We start from the raw sequence: 15,378 nt of genomic DNA, 5'->3' as shown, positions 1-15,378 counted from the left end.
TAGGGGTGGGGATGGGTTTCCCATGCAGGCAAAGAACAGTGTTGATTTCGACAATGAACTGGATGCTGTTCTTTTCTTGCTGCCGAACCCCATCCCCACCCCAGCCCTCCCCTTGAAAGGGAGGGTGCCTGACGTGAAACGAGAAGATCCGGATAAACGAATCAAGACCCCAAACAGGCCGCCTTGATGTTCTTCTCCGCCGCATACTTCGCCGAGGACTCTTCCAGCAGCTTGCGCGTCAGGGCCTTGTCGCCGGTCACCCAGTTCGGCGTGATCGGCACCCACTTCGAGCCGTTCCACTGCTGCACCTTCACCGCGCCCGAGCCTTCGTGGTCGTCGCAGGAGGTCTTCACCGGCGGGAACATGCCGAGCGCGCCGAGTTCCTTCTGTCGCGCTTCGTTCACGTCGAGGTTCTCGAAGCCCCAGCGCACCTGCTCGCCGGTCATTACCTTGCCCTTGCCGAACTTTTCCTGCGCCTTGCGGATCGCTTCCACCCACAGGATGGCCGCGGTCACGCCGCGCATGTGGTAGACCGAGCCGACGCGGGTCTTGTCGTCGAGGTTGCCCTTGCCGGCGTCATAAACTTTCTTGCGGATCTCGTCGAGCACCGGGTAGTTGCCCGGCGTGTTGAAGGTCATGGTGGTGTAGCCCTTGGCGGCTTCGCCGGCCGGGATGGTGTCCTCTTCCGAGCCTGCCCACCAGACGCCGAGGATCTTCTCGCGCGGGAAGCCGTTGCGCTGCGCGGTCTTGATCGCCACCGCGTTCATCACGCCCCAGCCCCACAGGATCACGTAATCCGGCTTGGCCTGGCGGATCTGCAGCCATTGCGACTGCTGCTCGTTGCCGGGATGGGCGACGGGGATCTTGATCAGCTCGAAGCCATACTTCTGCGCTTCGGCATCCAGCACCGGCATCGGCTCCTTGCCGAACGCGGAATCATGGTAGAGGTGGACGATCTTCTTGCCCTTGAGCTTGTCCACGCCGCCCGCCTTGCTGCCAAGGTAGGCCACCATGGCCGTGGCCTGGTTCCAGTAGCTGGTGATCAGCGGGAAGACATAAGGGAAGACCTTGCCGTTGGCGGCGTCGGAGCGGCCATAGCCCAGGGTCGTCATCGGGATCTTGTCGGTCGCGACGCGGTCGAGGATGCCGTAGGCGATGCCGGTGGCGAGCGGTTCGACCAGCGATGCGCCGCCGTTCTTCGACTTCAGGCGCTCATAGCACTCCACGCCGCGCGAGGGGTTGTATTCGGTTTCGCATTCTTCCCACTTCAGCTTCACGCCATTGATGCCGCCGTTGGCGTTGACCAGGTTCATGTAGTCGATGGTGCCGCCGAAGAAGCCGGAGCCGCCCGCGGCGTAGGGACCGACGCGGTAGGACAGGATGGGAATGTACTGCTCCTGGGCGACGGCCGCGCCCATCGTGCCCATGGTGGCTGCCATCACGGCGCCCAGCATGACGGATTTAAGTGACTTCATTGTGCTCCTCCTATTGATTTGGATGCTGAAAGTGGAATCTTTTCAACCCTCTTTGCTTGTTTGTTTTAATGCGGGAAAGGCCACAAGCGAAGCTTTTCCTTGGCGATCTGCCACAACCGCGCGAGCCCGTGCGGCTCGACGATGAGGAAGAAGATGATCAGCGCGCCGAACACCATCAGCTCCAGGTTGGACGCCACCGACGTCGGCAGCTGCAGGCCGTGCGCGATGATGTTCAGCAGGATGGGCAGCAGCACGATGAAGGCCGAGCCGAAGAAGGCGCCGATGATGGAACCCACGCCGCCGATGATGATCATGAACAGGATGCGGAAGGACAGGTCCAGGCTGTAGGCTTCCGGCTCCACCGTGCCGAGGTAGGCATAGGCATACAGCGCGCCCGCCACGCCGCAGTAGAAGGAGCTCACGGCGAAGGCCAGCAGCTTGGTGCGCATCAGGCGGAAGCCGATCACCTCCGCGGCAACGTCCATGTCGCGCACCGCCATCCAGGAGCGCCCGACGTTGGAGCGCACCATGTTCTTCACCATCAGCGCCATGACGCAGACGATGGCCAGCACCAGCAGGTACTTGCTGGCCGGCGTGTCGAAGGTGTAGCCGAACATGCTGATCTTCTGTGCGGTAATCACGCCCGAGCTGCTGTAGTTGGTGAACCACTGGATCTTGGTCAGGCACCACACCACGAAGAACTGCGTGGCCAGCGTGGCGGCGGCAAGGTAGAAGCCGCGGATGCGCAGCGAGGGCAGGCCGAACACGATGCCCACCATGGCGGCGCACAGCCCGCCGAGGATGAAGGCCAGCAGCACCGGCATGCCGGGAATGCGCAGGATGAAGTTGTAGGCGGCAAACGCCCCGACCGCCATGAAGGCCGCCGTTCCCAGCGACAGCTGGCCGGCGTAGCCGGTCAGGATGTTCAGGCCCAGCGCAGCGAGCGCGAAGATCAGGAAGGGAATCAGGATCGCGGAAAAGACGTAGGGCGAGGCGACGAAAGGCACGACCAGAAAGGCCACGGCCAGCAGCGCGGCAATGCCGATGCGGTCCTGGCGGATCGGAAAGACCTGCCCGTCGGCCTGGTAGGTGACTTTGAATTGACCAGCTTCGCGGTAGAACATGGTGGCATCCTTATATTTGGCGCTAAGCGCCCCGTTCTCACCCTCCCCTTCAAGGGGAGGGCCGGGGTGGGGATGGGTTTCGGCAGCAAGCAAAGAACAGCATTAACTTCGACAATGAACTGGATGCTGTTCTTTGCTTGCGTCGGAAACCCATCCCCCACCCAACCTCCCCCTTGAAGGGGAAGGAGCTTTCTCTGTACTTGAAAGAGCTGTGATTCTTCAAATCCGTCGAATGATCTTCTCGCCAAACAAGCCTTCCGGCCGCACCAGCAGGAACAGCAAGGCCAGCACGTAGGGGAACCAGCCCTCGATGCCGCCGCCGACCATGGGGCCGATGAACACTTCCGCCAGCTTTTCCGAGGCGCCGATGATCAGGCCGCCGACGATGGCGCCCGGCACCGAGGTGAAGCCGCCGAGGATCAGCACCGGCAGGGCCTTCAGCGCCACGAAGGTCAGCGCGAACTGCACGCCGTTGCGCGCGCCCCAGAGCAGGCCGGCGACCAGCGCCACGAAACCGGCGACGGCCCAGACGATGCCCCAGATCTGCTGCAGCGGGATGCCCACGGCCAGCGCGGCCTGGTGGTCGTCCGCCACCGCGCGCAGGGCGCGTCCGATCTTGGTCTTGGAAAAGAACAGCGCCAGGCTGGTGACCAGCACCGCGCAGATGCCGGCGGAAGTCACGTCGAACTGCGACACCGAGATGTTGAACTTGTCGAGCAGCACCTGGATGGGCACGTCCTCGATGCCGATGTTGAGCTGCCGCACCTCGGAGCCCCACATCAGCTGGGCCAGGCCCTCGACGAAGAAAGTCAGGCCGATGGTTGCCATGAAGAGCGTGATTTCCGGCTGGTTCACCAGCGGCCGCAGCACGATGCGCTCGGTGGCCAGGCCCAGCAGCACCATCGCCGCCATCGCCAGCGGCACGGCAAGCCACAGCGAGACGCCGAACTTGCTCGAGATGCCGACGGTGGTGAGCGCGGCGAAGAACACCATCGCGCCCTGGGCGAAGTTGAACACGCCCGATGCCTTGTAGATCAGCACGAAGCCCAGCGCCACCAGCGCATACATCACCCCGGCCAGCAGGCCGCCGATGAAGACTTCGAGGATGAAGGTCAATTCCATTGGTTGTCTCCGATTTTTACTCTTGCGCTAGCACCATTCGTCCCCTCCCTTTCAAGGGGAGGGCTAGGGTGGGGATGGGTTTCGATTGTGATCGAAGAACAGCCTTAACAACGAAAGTGAACCGAATGCTGTACTTTGCTTGCGACCGAACCCCATCCCCACCCCAACCCTCCCCTTGAAGGGGAGGGAGCCTGAAAGGCGCCAAGGACGGCAGCAGCACCATCAATGCGCCACACCCAGATACGCATTGATCACATCCTGGTTGCTCCGCACCTCGTCCGGCGTGCCATCGCCGATCTTCTTGCCGTAATCCAGCACCACGACCCGGTCCGAGATATCCATCACCACGCCCATGTCATGCTCGATCAGCACGATGGTGGCGCCGAACTGGTCGTTGACGTCGAGGATGAAGCGGCACATGTCCTGCTTCTCTTCCACGTTCATGCCGGCCATCGGCTCGTCGAGCAGCAGGATCTCCGGCTCGGCGGCGAGCGCGCGGCCGAGTTCGACGCGCTTCTGCAGGCCGTAGGGCAGGCGCGATACCGGCGTCTTGCGGATGTGCTGGATTTCCAGGAAGTCGATGATTTCTTCCACCTTTTTGCGGTGGGCGATCTCTTCCTTCTGCGCCGGGCCCCAGTAGAGCGCCTGCAGCAGGAAGTTGGTCTGCATCTTCAGGTTGCGGCCGGTCATGATGTTGTCCAGCACCGACATGCCCTTGAACAGCGCGATGTTCTGGAAGGTGCGCGCGATGCCGCTCTTGGCTGCCGCATAGGTGTTCATGTCCCGGCGCACCTGGCCGCGGTAGGTGATCTCGCCCTGCTGCGGCCGGTAGACGCCATTGATCACGTTGAGCATCGAGCTCTTGCCCGCGCCATTGGGGCCGATGATGGCGCGGATCTCGTGCTCGCGCACGTTGAAGGAAATGTCGGTGAGCGCCTTCACGCCGCCGAAGGACAGGGAAATGTTCTTCAGGTCGAGAATGACGTCGCCGATCTTGCGGTTGTCAACGAAGGGCATGTCAGGCCGCCTTCTTCAAGGTGGAAAAAGTGTTCACGTCGACGATGCGCAGGTCGGCGGCGACCTTGCCCTGCCTGCCGTCCTCGAACTTCACCTGCGTCTCGATGTACTGCGACGGCTTGCCGGTGTAGAGGGCGTCGATCAGCACCCGGTATTTCTCGGCGACGAAGCGGCGGCGCACCTTGCGGGTACGGGTCAGCTCGTCGTCATCCGGGTCGAGCTCCTTGTGCAGCACCAGGAAGCGGTGGATCTGCGTGCCGGCCATCATGGCTTCGCTCGCGAGGTCGGCGTTGACCTTTTCCACGCATTCCTTCACCAGGTCGTAGGTTTCCTTCTTGGCCGCCAGGTCGGTATAGCCGGAATAGGGAATGCCGCGCCGCTCCGCCCAGTTGCCGACGGCTTCCATGTCGATGTTGATGAAGGCGCAGACCATGGCGCGTTCGTTGCCGAAGGCGACCGCTTCCTTGATGAAGGGGAAGAACTTCAGCTTGTTCTCGATGTAGTTCGGCGCGAACATCTCGCCGCTGGTCAGGCGGCCGACGTCGGCGGCGCGGTCGATGATCTTGAGGTGGCCCTGCTCGTCGAAGATGCCGGCGTCGCCCGTATGGAAGTAGCCGTCCGCGTCGATCACTTCGGCGGTGGCGTCCGGGCGCTTGTAGTATTCCTTGAGCATGGAGCCGGACTTCACCAGCACCTCGCCGTTCGGCGCCAGCTTCACTTCCACGCCGGGCGCGGGCAGGCCCACGCTGTCGAACTTGATGTTGCCGTCCGGCTGGAGGCAGACGTAGGCGCAGGTCTCGGTGGCGCCGTAGAGCTGCTTGAGGTTGACGCCGATGGAGCGGTAGAAGCGGAACAGGTCCGGGCCGATCGCCGCGCCGGCGGTGTAGGCCACGCGCACGCGCGACAGGCCGAGCACGTTCTTGAGCGGACCGTAGACGAAGAACTTGCCGAGCGCATACTGCAGCCGTTCCACCATGCCGACCGGCTTGCCATCGAGGATGTCGGCACCCACCCGGCGCGCCACTTCCATGTAGTGATGGAACATCCTTCGCTTGATTGCGCCGGCGTCCTCCATGCGGATCATCACCGTCGTCAGCATGTTCTCGAACACGCGCGGCGGCGCGAAGTAATACGTCGGGCCGATCTCGCGCAGGTCCGTCAGCACGGTGTCGCCGGATTCGGGACAGTTGACGGTAAAGCCCGCCAGCATCGCCTGCGCATAGGAAAACAGGTGGTCGCCCACCCACGCCATGGGCAGGTAGGAAAGAATGTCTTCGTCCGCCGTCAGCCGGTCGAAGCCGCAGCCGCCGGACGCGGCATGGATGAAGGAAGCGTGCGTCTGGCAGACGCCCTTCGGCTTGCCGGTGGTGCCCGAGGTATAAAGCATCACCGCCACGTCGTCGGACCGGCCGGCGCCGACTTGCGCCTGGAAGAAATCGGGATGCTGCCTGTCATAGGCGCGGCCAAGTTCGATCACCGTGTCGAGCGAGGCCAGTTCCGGCTGCTTGTAGTTGCGCATGCCGCGCGGGTCGTCGTAGATGATGTGCGAGAGCAGGCCGCCGTCGCGCAGCACGCCCTGCTTGATCTCGAACAGCTTGTCGACCTGTTCCTGGTCTTCGACGATGGCGAAGTCGATGCCGGCGTCCTGCAGCACGTAGGCCATGTCGGCTGCGGGCGCGTCCTGGTAGAGCGGGACCGCGACGCCGCCGAGGCATTGCGCCGCGGCCATGGCCCAGTAGAGGCGCGGGCGGTTGTCGCCGATGATGGCCAGGTTCATGCCGCGCGAAAATCCCATGGCGGCGAGGCCGCAGGCGAAGGCCCGCACTTCGGCGCCGACCTCCGACCAGGTCCAGGTTTGCCAGATGCCGAGGTCCTTCTCGCGGAAGGCCGGCTTGCCGGGGCGCTCCTGCGCATGCTTCAACAGCAGGCGCGGAAAGGTCGTGCCGCCGGCGTCGTGAGTTGTCTCTGCCATCGTCCCACTCTCTCTCACAGTTCGAACCGTTCTGAAGGGGCCGGAGCGCCTGCATGCGGGCAGCCATGCGGGCGATTGCATCCAAGACTTGCGCCAACAGTATCGCGTGGCGTGAGTCTGGGCTTACAATGTCTCCGTTAGTAATTTTTGTCTCCAGGCAGCGTTGGTGTCGCGAAGCGCGCAGCCACATCACGCTGGAGCATTTGTTGTCAGCATACTAGCCAGCGGGATTGTCGTGTGCTGTCGTCCGGCTGACAATCTACTTCGCAAACAAAAAATTTATTCGCGCGCCTGGTGCGCTGCACAATGACAGTCGAAAAAACCTCGCTCAAGGAATTGCTGCGCCAGACCATCTGGGCAAACGGGCTGACGCCGGAACAGATGGCCCGGGTGGAAGCGGATACGTACGAGCAGACCATTCCCAAGGGTGGGTATGTATGCCGCAAGGGCGAACCTTGCGAAGCATGGATCGGCGTGATCGACGGGCTGGTCAAGATGAACAACCTTTCGCCCGAGGGCAAGTCGGTGACCTTCACAGGCGTGCCGCGCGGCGGCTGGTTCGGCGAAGGCACGCTGCTCAAGCAGGAGCCGCGCAAGTACGACGTGGTGGCGCTGCGGGACAGCCGCATCGCGCGCATGCCGGCCAAGACCTTCATGTGGCTGCTCGATAATAGCCTTCCCTTCACGCGATTTCTTTTGATGCAGCTCAATGAACGGCTGGGGCAGTTCATCGGCATGGTCGAGTTCGACCGCCTGCTGGACGTCGACACGCGCGTGGCGCGCTGCCTCGCCGCCCTGTTCAACACTCATCTCTATCCCGGCACCGATACCCTGCTGCAGATTTCGCAGGAAGAGATCGGCTATCTTTCCGGATCGTCGCGCCAGCGCGCCAACCAGGCGCTGCAGGTGCTGGAAAAGGAAGGCTTGCTGAAGGTGGATTACGGCGGCATCCAGATCCTCGATCTGGACGGACTGCGACGTTTCCGCGCATGAGACGCGCGGATTGCAAAAAGGCATGATGCATGGCTAACCTGCTTTCGGATTTCCCCTCCATCGAAGACCTGTCGGCATTCTGGTCGGCGTCGGTGGTCACCAGCAACCTGCTGGTCTTCTTCAGCCTGTTCGGCGCCTTGCTGCTCGGTCTGCTCGTCGGATACGAGCGTTCCTACCGCGGACGGGCGGCCGGCATGCGGACCTACGGGCTGGTGTGCATGGCGTCGGCGGCGCTGACGGTGATCGTCGGCTATCCCGGCGACTGGTATGGAGGGCAGGCCACAATCGGCCTGGGCGCTGATCCGACCCGCGTCATCCAGGGCATCGTGACCGGGATCGGCTTCCTCGGGGCGGGCGTGATCTCGCGCGACGGCTTCAACATCAGCGGCCTCACGACCGCCGCCTCGATCTGGGCGGCGGCGGTGATCGGCATCCTGGTCGGCGTGGGCTTTTACCTGGCGGCCATCCTGCTGTCGCTGATGTCCGCCTTCTGCATGGTCGGCGTGCCGCGGATCGCGGCGTCGCTGCCGTCGCGCACCGCGATCGCCATCGACCTGCGCTTCAGGGAAGGCTGGGCGCCGTCGGAGGATGAATTGCGCGCCGCCGCGATCAAGCGGGGCTACGAGATCGCGCGCGGCTCGATCGCGATCTCAATGACGAACGGCAAGGTGGTCTGGCACTTCGTCGCGGTGGCCTTCGACAAGAGCAGCGGCATCCCGATCAGCGAACTGGCGCAGGAACTCGGCAAGTTCGAAGGCGTGGAAAGCTTCAACCTGGCGCACGCGCGCAACTAGAGACGTCAGCCGCCGAAGCCCACGCTGGAACGGTGGCGCCGGTCTTCGCTCGTGCCGGCGGTATGGGCGGCGAGGCGCTGGAACATCACGTCGACCATCTTCTTGTTGAAGGCGGGAATGTCGTCCGGCTTGCGGCTGGTGACGAGGTTGCCGTCGACCACGACTTCTTCATCGACCCAGTTGGCGCCCGCCTTGCGGAAGTCGTCCTGCAGCGATTCCCAGCTCGTCATCCTGCGGCCCTGCACCAGGCCCGCCGCGGCCAGCACCCAGCCGCCATGGCAGATCGCCGCGATCGGCTTGCCGTCTTCCTCGAAGGCATGCACGAAAGCCTGGGCCTCGGGCGAATCGCGCAGCGTCGCGCCGTTCTGCTCGCCGCCGGGCAACAGCAGCATGTCGAAGGATTTCGGATCGGCCTCGCTAAACAGCAGGTCGACGCGGAACATGTCGCCCTGGTCGTGGTGGTGCATGCCCTGCACCTCGCCTTTCCGGAGTGAAATCACCTTCAGCGCGGCGCCTTGCTGTTCGAGCGCGTCGCGCGGCCCGGTGTATTCGACCTGTTCAAAACCATCCGTCAGCAGGACGGCGACGTTGATCCCTGTGAGGGTAAGTTCCATGTTCATGCTCCTTCATGCAAAGAAGGTTTGGCGGCTTTGAATGAGGGAAGTTCTGGCGGGCCGGGGGACTGGCGCGGGAGCAAGACATGGATCAAGCCGCCCCGGACGAACCGCAACGCAACGAATTGGTCGAAAGGCAAGGAATCATGGAAATGAGGGGCCGCCGCGCGCCTTGCTTCCTGCCACCGAATACTCATGACGAGAGGCCGAGATGAACAGAACGATCCTGATCATGCCGATGCTGGCTGGCGCCTTGCTGGCCGCCGGCTGCCAGAAGACGCCCGAGCCGAAGACCTCGGACGCCGCCAAGCCGTCGGTGAACGCCGACGTGCCGCTGGCGAAAACCTCCGACCAGTCGGTCGCCCTGCCCAAGGACAAGCTGCCGCCCTCGGACGCAAGCATGTCGCCGAAGGCCGGCGCGGGCGCCACCAGCAGCGGCGATTCTGGCACGCCATCACAGGTGCGGCCGGAACAGCTGAGCAAGGAGCAGGAGCAGTCGTCGATGCCGCTCAACGGCCAGACGAACAACTATTCGCCGCCCAATACCACGCCGCCGGACAAGACGCAGTAAGCCTCAAGCAGGGCGAATCTCTTCCGGAAAGCTTGCCTATTTCACGAGGCGCGCGCGCTGCTGGCGCGCCTGCAGGCGGCCGTCGCGCAGCTTCAGGCGCTGCACGCCGGGCAGGGCGATCAGGTCGCGGTCATGGCAAGCCATCACCACGCTGCTGCCCGCCGCGGTCAGCGAGGGAATCAGCGCGATGACCTGTTCCCTGGCCGCGCCGTCGAGGTTCGAGGTGGGTTCGTCGAGCAGCAGCAGGCGCGGTTCGAGCACCTTCGCGCGGGCCAGAGCGATGCGCTGCTTTTCGCCGCCCGACAAGCCATGCGGCAGGCGGTCGCGCAGGTGGGTCACGCCCGCCCACGCCATCGCCGCTTCGACGCGTTCGGCCGCATCTGCCTGCGGCATGCCGCACGCGGCAAGCCCATAGCCGATGTTCTTGCAGACGCTGGTGGAAAACAGCACCGGATGCTGGTGCACGTACACGATGCTGCCGCGCATCGCCGGCGGATACGGTGAGAGCGCGACCGGCATGCCGAGGTAGGTGCAGGAGGCGGCGTCCGCTTGCTCCAGGCCGGCCAGGATGCGCAGCAGGGTACTTTTCCCGGCTCCGTTCAGGCCGGTCAGGACGTAGGCCGTGGCCTTGCGCAGTTCCAGCGCCTCGATGTCGAACAGAAGGCGCTCGCCGAACTGCTTGCGCAGGCCGTGGATGGCAAGCAGCGTCATGCCGTTCCCCTGGCGACGCGCGGATCGCCCTGCAGCATGAACAGCAGCGCGTTGATGGCCAGGGCGATGGCTACCAGCACCATGCCCAGCGCGATGCCTTGCGCGAATTCCCCCTTGCTGGTTTCGAGCGCGATCGCGGTGGTGATGGTGCGCGTCTCGCCGGCGATGTTGCCGCCCACCATGATGGCGCAGCCCACCTCCGAAATCACCCGGCCGAAGCCGTGGATGATCGCAGCCATCACGCCGAACCGGACTTCCCGCAAGACCGTCCACATCAAGCGCCACGGGGAAGCGCCGAGGGTCAGCGCGGTTTCGGCGAGCCGGGGGTCGGCCGCCTGGATCGCGGCGAGCGAGAACGCGGTGAGGACCGGCAGCGCGATCAGCACCTGCCCGGCGACGATGCCGGATTGCGTGAAAAGCCATTGCAGGTCGCCCAGCGGCCCGCGCCGCGACAGCATCAGGTAGAGCAGCAGGCCGATGAGCACGGTGGGCAGGGACAGCGCTGCCTGGGTGAGCCAGATCATCAGCCGGCGGCCCGGGAAGCGGTGCGTCGCCATCAGGTAGCCGAGCGCCACGGAGCAGGGCGCGGCGATCAGCAGCGCCAGCAGGGTCGTCCTTACCGAAACGGCAATGGTGCGCCAGAGCGCGGCGTCGCCGGAAAGCAGCAGCAGGAAAGCGTCGCGGATGGCGTCGAGAAGATGCATGGAACGTAGTTTGCCAGAGAGCTAGGCCTTGCGCCGGCTGACCATCGCAACGCCGAGGCAGGTCACCACGATGCCGGCCACGCTGGCGCCGGTCGGCACCACCCCGAACATCAGCCATTCCAGCAGCACCGCCACGATGGGCGTGAGGAAGAGCAGGCTGGTCACCTTGGCGGCGTGGCCCTGCCGCATCATGGTGTTGAGGACATTGACGGCCAGGATGGACGCGAAGATGACCAGGAAGAAGATCGATATCACCAGCGGCCAGCTCCAGCGCACGGGGAATCCTTCCACCGCCCAGCCGAGCGGCGCCACCACCAGCAGCGATGCCCCGAACTGGATCAGCGAGGCGCTGCGCAGGTCCACCGACTTGCAGTAGCGCCGCTGGTAGAGCGTGCCGCTGGTGATCGCCAGCAGCGATATCGTTACCGCCACCAGGCTGCCGGCGGTGACTGCCTTCAGGTTGATCTTGTGCCAGACCACGAGCGCCACGCCGCACAGGCCGAGCAGCACGCCCAGCCATTGCAGGCGGTCGAGGCGTTCGCCTAGGCGGTGGTGGGCATAGACGGCGGTCAGCAGCGGCTGGGTGGCGAGCAGCAGCGCCGTCACGCCGGCGGACATGCCGAGGTACTGGGCGTAATGGCTGCCGCCGAGGTTGACCGCATGCATCAGCAGGCCGGCAACGCAGACATGGAAGAATTCGGTTCGGCTCGCCGGCCATTGCGGCTTCGACCATCCCACCCATGCAAGGAGGCAAAGCACGCCGAAACTGTAGCGCAGGGCCAGGAAGGTGAAAGGCGGGGCGTACTGCATCCCGGTCTTGGAGGCGAGATAGCCGGAGCCCCAGATGAGCACGAAGAACCAGGCGTAGAAGGCGTCGAGCCGCGAGCGGGGAATCATGCAGGAAGTATAAGGCGCATTCCGGCAGGCTGCCGGAAGGCCCGTCATGCTTTTCGGAATGGAGGCATCAGGCCACGCGCAGCACGTCCGCCAGGTGCGGTTCCATGATCAGCCTTTCCTTGCCGGTGAGGGCGAGGAAATGCTTGCCGGTGCAGCGCGCCAGCAGCGTCATGCCCAGCTTCTCGGCCACCATGTGGCCCATCTGGGTGGTGCCCGAGCGCGACAGCAGGAAGGGAATGCCCATCTGCGCACCCTTGATCACCATTTCCGAGGTCAGGCGGCCGGTGGTGTAGAACACCTTGTCCTCGCCGCGCACGCCGTCGAGCCACATGCGGCCGGCGATCGAGTCCACGGCATTGTGGCGGCCGACGTCCTCCACGAAATACAGCATCTCGCCGTCGCCGGAGAACAGCGCGCAGCCATGCACCGAGCCGGCCTGCTTGTAGATGGACTGCTGGGTGCGGATGGTGTCGACGATCTTGTACAAAGTGCCTTGCCGCAGGCGTGCGTCCGCCGGCAAGGTGATCTTGTCCACTTCGTCCATCAGTCCGCCGAACACCGAGCCCTGGCCGCAGCCGGTGGTCACGACGCGCTTGGAGGTGCGCTCGGCGAGGTCGGCAATGCCATTGCGGGTGGTGATGGCGGCGGCTTCCACTTCCCAGTCCACCTGGATGGCTTCGATGTCCTCGATAGCCTTCACCAGCCGCTGGTTGCGCAGGTAGCCGAGGATCAGCGATTCCGGGGCGCCGCCGAGGGTCATCAGCGTGACGAGTTCACGCTTGTCGATGTACAGGGTGAGGGGACGTTCGGCCGGGATCGAGATGGTCGAGAGCCGGCCGCGCTCGTCCATCACCTCCACTTCCTTGGTCAGTGGCACCGAAGCATTCGACAACAGGGGGCGATGAGACATGGGAGCGCTTGAACGGTTATGTCGCTGGGCGGTTATTTCTTTGCGGGAGCTGCCTGGGCCGTCGCCTGGGCGGCCGGCGCAGCCGCTGCGGGTGCGGCCGGTGCTGCAGCGGCCGGTGCGGCAGCGGTGGGCGGCACGAAGGCCCCCGGATCGGCGCAGGCCGGCGTGTCTGCGGACTTCTTGCCGCCCTTTTCCTTGTGGTAACGATCGGCCAGCTTGTCCTGCGCCTTGCACAACTGATAGGCGGCAACCTTGTCGCTCCAGGCAGCCTTAGCCTTCGCCAGTTCGGCCGCGGTCTTGGCTTCCTCGCTCGGGGGCGGCAGCTTGGCAACGGCGGCGCCGGCGGCAGCCAGGGAAACGATCGCAATCAACCAGTTCTTCATCTTTCCTCTCCTTAACCCTGCCATGGCAGGGATCATGCCTTGGCCGGCGCGCCGGTTTCCGGGCGCTCCTCGCGGGACCTTATGCGTGGGATGTCGCCACGCTGGATTTGTTCATACCAGAGATCATGGTGCTCCATGGCCCAGGCGTCGTCGACGTAGCCTTCGCGCATGCCCTTGTAGGCGCCTTCGCTGCCCAGCGTGCCCATGTAGATGTGTCCGAACGCGCCGGCAATGAACAGCACCGCGCCGATCAGGTGGATCACGTGCGCCACCTGCATGTCGCCGCGCAGGTAGGGCATGCCGGGCACGAGCTTGTCGAGCACGAAGCCGCTGGCGCTTACCACCAGGCCGAGCACCGTCAGGCCGCCCCAGAACCAGATCTTCTCGCCGGCGTTGAAGCGCCCGGAGCTCGCATGCTTGTCCTTGCCCAGTACGCCGCCCAGCCGGGACAGCCAGTGCAGGTCGCTCTTGCCGGGGAGGTTGTCGCGCACGTAGACGGCGAAGAACACCACCGTCGACACCAGGAAGACCGGGCCGACGAAGTTATGGATGTTCTTGCACAGGTAGGCCAGCCAGCCGAACAGCGTATGGCCGAACAGCGGCATCAGCACATGCCTGCCGAAGGCCATGACCAGGCCGGACAGGCCGAGCAGGCTGAAGCTGATGGCCACGCTCCAGTGCACGAAGCGCTCGGTTGGCGTGAAGCGCTCGATCAGGCGGCCGGTCGGCGGGATGCTGTTGCGCGCCGGACCCTTGACGACATAGATCGCCAGCAGCGCCGCCAGGGCAGCGATCAGCAGCCAGCCGCCGAAGGTGATCAGCGGGCCGTTGCGGTAGCGCCGCCAGGCCTCGCCGGCGGTGGTGGCGTGTTCCTGCCCGGGAAACTGCGCCTTCGGCTGGATCAGAATGCCGGCTTCCTTGTAGGGCAGGCTGCTGTAGTTCTGTGTGCCTTCCTTGACGATGCGCCAGGTCGGCGCATTGTTGCCGGGCTGGTCGCGGGTGCGCTCGGCCTGGTTCTGCTTGAGGATGTCGATGGACTCGACGTTCGGCGCGGCGGCCGCGGCCGGCTTGCCCGGGTCTTGCGCCTGCGCCTGCGCGCCCGATACCGCAGCCAGCGAAATGCCCAGGGCGATGACGGCAAACAATCTCTTCATGATGTTTCCCTCGTTGCTTCCTCCGCCAGGGAGGCGGCAATCAGTTCGTCTTGTTGTACTCGTTCTGCGTCATCACGCGGCGGCGCATCTGCGCTTCCCAGTCGCCCTTTTCACCGGGCTTCCAGCCGGCGGCAACGAAGGAATTCTTGGCGCCGGAGAAGGGCGCCGCATCATCGCGGTTGGTGTTGGAGGCGCTCTTGTTCTGGTCTCGCTCGGCGCAGCCGGCAAGGGCGGCGGCCAGGACCAGCATCAGGCAGGGCAGGGTTGTCCTCATGATACCTTTCCTCCTTCCGGCACCTTGGCGTTCGGCGTGGGCGCCTTGGCGTCCGGGTTCGGGGACTTGCCGTAGGCGGTGCCCCAGCCCCAGACTTCGCTGCCCTTGCCGCGGCGGATGACGCGGGTGCGGAAGATGTCGGCGATCGCATCGCCGTCGCCGCCGAGCAATGCCTTGGTCGAGCACATTTCAGCGCAGGCCGGCAGCTTGCCTTCGGCGAGGCGGTTGCGGCCGTACTTGTCGAATTCCGCCTTGGAGCCGTTCTCTTCCGGGCCGCCGGCGCAGAAGGTGCACTTGTCCATCTTGCCGCGCAGGCCGAAGGTGCCGTTGGACGGGAACTGCGGCGCGCCGAAGGGGCAGGCGTAGGAGCAGTAGCCGCAGCCGATGCAGGTGTCCTTGTTGTGCAGCACCACGCCTTCGTCGGTGCGGTAGAAGCAGTCCACCGGGCACACCGCCATGCATGGCGCGTCGGAGCAATGCATGCATGCCACCGAGATGGTCTTTTCCTGGCCGATCACGCCGTCGTTGATGGTGACCACGCGGCGGCGGTTCACGCCCCAGGGTACTTCATGCTCGTTCTTGCAGGCGGTCGCGCAGCTGTTGCACTCGATGCAACGCTCCGAATCGCAGATGAATTTCATTCGTGCCATTGTCGTCTCCTGG

Annotated in this window: 17 protein-coding genes; 3 read left to right on the top strand and 14 right to left on the bottom strand. The window is 64.5% G+C overall.

From position 1 onward, the window contains the following. Positions 1-161: 161 nt before the first annotated feature. The 5 genes from G3574_RS19245 to G3574_RS19225 all read right to left on the bottom strand — a co-directional run bounded on the left by G3574_RS19245 (position 162) and on the right by G3574_RS19225 (position 6,710). Positions 162-1,475 (bottom strand): ABC transporter substrate-binding protein, encoded by a 1,314-nt coding sequence (locus G3574_RS19245; RefSeq protein ID WP_163966840.1) that lies wholly within the window; start codon positions 1,473-1,475, stop codon positions 162-164. Positions 1,476-1,540: 65 nt separating this feature from the next. Next, a complete protein-coding gene (locus G3574_RS19240; protein WP_163966837.1) occupies positions 1,541-2,599 on the bottom strand; it encodes a branched-chain amino acid ABC transporter permease in 1,059 nt (352 codons plus the stop codon). A 219-nt stretch (positions 2,600-2,818) separates the two neighbouring features. Next, a complete protein-coding gene (locus G3574_RS19235) occupies positions 2,819-3,715 on the bottom strand; it encodes a branched-chain amino acid ABC transporter permease (RefSeq protein ID WP_163967081.1) in 897 nt (298 codons plus the stop codon). Positions 3,716-3,943: 228 nt separating this feature from the next. Further along, positions 3,944-4,738: an ABC transporter ATP-binding protein gene (locus tag G3574_RS19230; protein WP_163966834.1), complete on the bottom strand. Its 795-nt coding sequence runs from the start codon at positions 4,736-4,738 to the stop codon at positions 3,944-3,946. A 1-nt stretch (position 4,739) separates the two neighbouring features. Beyond that, the gene (locus G3574_RS19225; protein WP_163966831.1) at positions 4,740-6,710 is read right to left on the bottom strand and encodes an AMP-dependent synthetase/ligase; all 1,971 of its coding nucleotides are present in this window, start codon (positions 6,708-6,710) and stop codon (positions 4,740-4,742) included. A gap of 306 nt (positions 6,711-7,016) precedes the next feature. Between G3574_RS19225 and G3574_RS19220 the strand changes: the two genes are divergently transcribed. Together G3574_RS19220 and G3574_RS19215 are read left to right on the top strand one after the other, a co-directional pair. Beyond that, entirely contained in the window at positions 7,017-7,703 is a 687-nt protein-coding gene (locus tag G3574_RS19220) for a Crp/Fnr family transcriptional regulator (RefSeq protein ID WP_163966828.1), read from the top strand. Positions 7,704-7,732: 29 nt separating this feature from the next. Continuing rightward, positions 7,733-8,497 carry an MgtC/SapB family protein gene (locus G3574_RS19215; RefSeq protein WP_163966824.1) on the top strand — a complete coding sequence of 255 codons (765 nt, stop codon included), beginning with the start codon at positions 7,733-7,735 and terminating at the stop codon, positions 8,495-8,497. Positions 8,498-8,502: 5 nt separating this feature from the next. On the opposite strand, the gene G3574_RS19210 is transcribed toward G3574_RS19215, so the two are convergent. Beyond that, positions 8,503-9,111: a type 1 glutamine amidotransferase domain-containing protein gene (locus G3574_RS19210; protein ID WP_163966821.1), complete on the bottom strand. Its 609-nt coding sequence runs from the start codon at positions 9,109-9,111 to the stop codon at positions 8,503-8,505. Between the two features lie 211 nt (positions 9,112-9,322). Here G3574_RS19210 and G3574_RS19205 point away from each other — a divergent pair, with 211 nt between their 5' ends. Further along, positions 9,323-9,682 (top strand): hypothetical protein, encoded by a 360-nt coding sequence (locus tag G3574_RS19205; RefSeq protein WP_163966818.1) that lies wholly within the window; start codon positions 9,323-9,325, stop codon positions 9,680-9,682. 36 nt (positions 9,683-9,718) lie between these two features. Here G3574_RS19205 and G3574_RS19200 read toward each other — a convergent pair whose 3' ends face one another. The 8 genes from G3574_RS19200 to fdh3B are packed head-to-tail and all read right to left on the bottom strand — an operon-like array spanning position 9,719 to position 15,365. Then, positions 9,719-10,393, bottom strand: a complete 675-nt coding sequence (locus G3574_RS19200) for an energy-coupling factor ABC transporter ATP-binding protein (protein WP_163966814.1) — start codon at positions 10,391-10,393, stop codon at positions 9,719-9,721. Further along, positions 10,390-11,097: an ABC transporter permease gene (locus tag G3574_RS19195; protein WP_163966811.1), complete on the bottom strand. Its 708-nt coding sequence runs from the start codon at positions 11,095-11,097 to the stop codon at positions 10,390-10,392. The genes G3574_RS19200 and G3574_RS19195 overlap by 4 nt, the downstream gene beginning before the upstream one ends. A gap of 21 nt (positions 11,098-11,118) precedes the next feature. Continuing rightward, positions 11,119-12,042: a DMT family transporter gene (locus G3574_RS19190; RefSeq protein WP_163966808.1), complete on the bottom strand. Its 924-nt coding sequence runs from the start codon at positions 12,040-12,042 to the stop codon at positions 11,119-11,121. A 19-nt stretch (positions 12,043-12,061) separates the two neighbouring features. Then, a complete protein-coding gene (locus G3574_RS19185) occupies positions 12,062-12,904 on the bottom strand; it encodes a formate dehydrogenase accessory sulfurtransferase FdhD (protein ID WP_163966806.1) in 843 nt (280 codons plus the stop codon). A 32-nt stretch (positions 12,905-12,936) separates the two neighbouring features. Further along, positions 12,937-13,287 carry a hypothetical protein gene (locus tag G3574_RS19180; RefSeq protein ID WP_163966803.1) on the bottom strand — a complete coding sequence of 117 codons (351 nt, stop codon included), beginning with the start codon at positions 13,285-13,287 and terminating at the stop codon, positions 12,937-12,939. Positions 13,288-13,319: 32 nt separating this feature from the next. Continuing rightward, complete coding sequence (locus tag G3574_RS19175; protein ID WP_163966800.1) at positions 13,320-14,441, bottom strand: formate dehydrogenase subunit gamma; 1,122 nt, start codon at positions 14,439-14,441, stop codon at positions 13,320-13,322. 40 nt (positions 14,442-14,481) lie between these two features. After that, positions 14,482-14,715 carry a hypothetical protein gene (locus tag G3574_RS19170; protein WP_163966797.1) on the bottom strand — a complete coding sequence of 78 codons (234 nt, stop codon included), beginning with the start codon at positions 14,713-14,715 and terminating at the stop codon, positions 14,482-14,484. Next, complete coding sequence (gene fdh3B, locus G3574_RS19165) at positions 14,712-15,365, bottom strand: formate dehydrogenase FDH3 subunit beta (protein ID WP_163966794.1); 654 nt, start codon at positions 15,363-15,365, stop codon at positions 14,712-14,714. The genes G3574_RS19170 and fdh3B overlap by 4 nt, the downstream gene beginning before the upstream one ends. Positions 15,366-15,378: the final 13 nt, after the last annotated feature.

It is taken from the genome of Noviherbaspirillum galbum (assembly GCF_010974945.1).
Lineage (GTDB): Bacteria > Pseudomonadota > Gammaproteobacteria > Burkholderiales > Burkholderiaceae_D > Noviherbaspirillum > Noviherbaspirillum galbum.
Note: the sequence above shows the minus strand (reverse complement) of the source record. Positions and strands in the feature narration are given on the sequence as shown.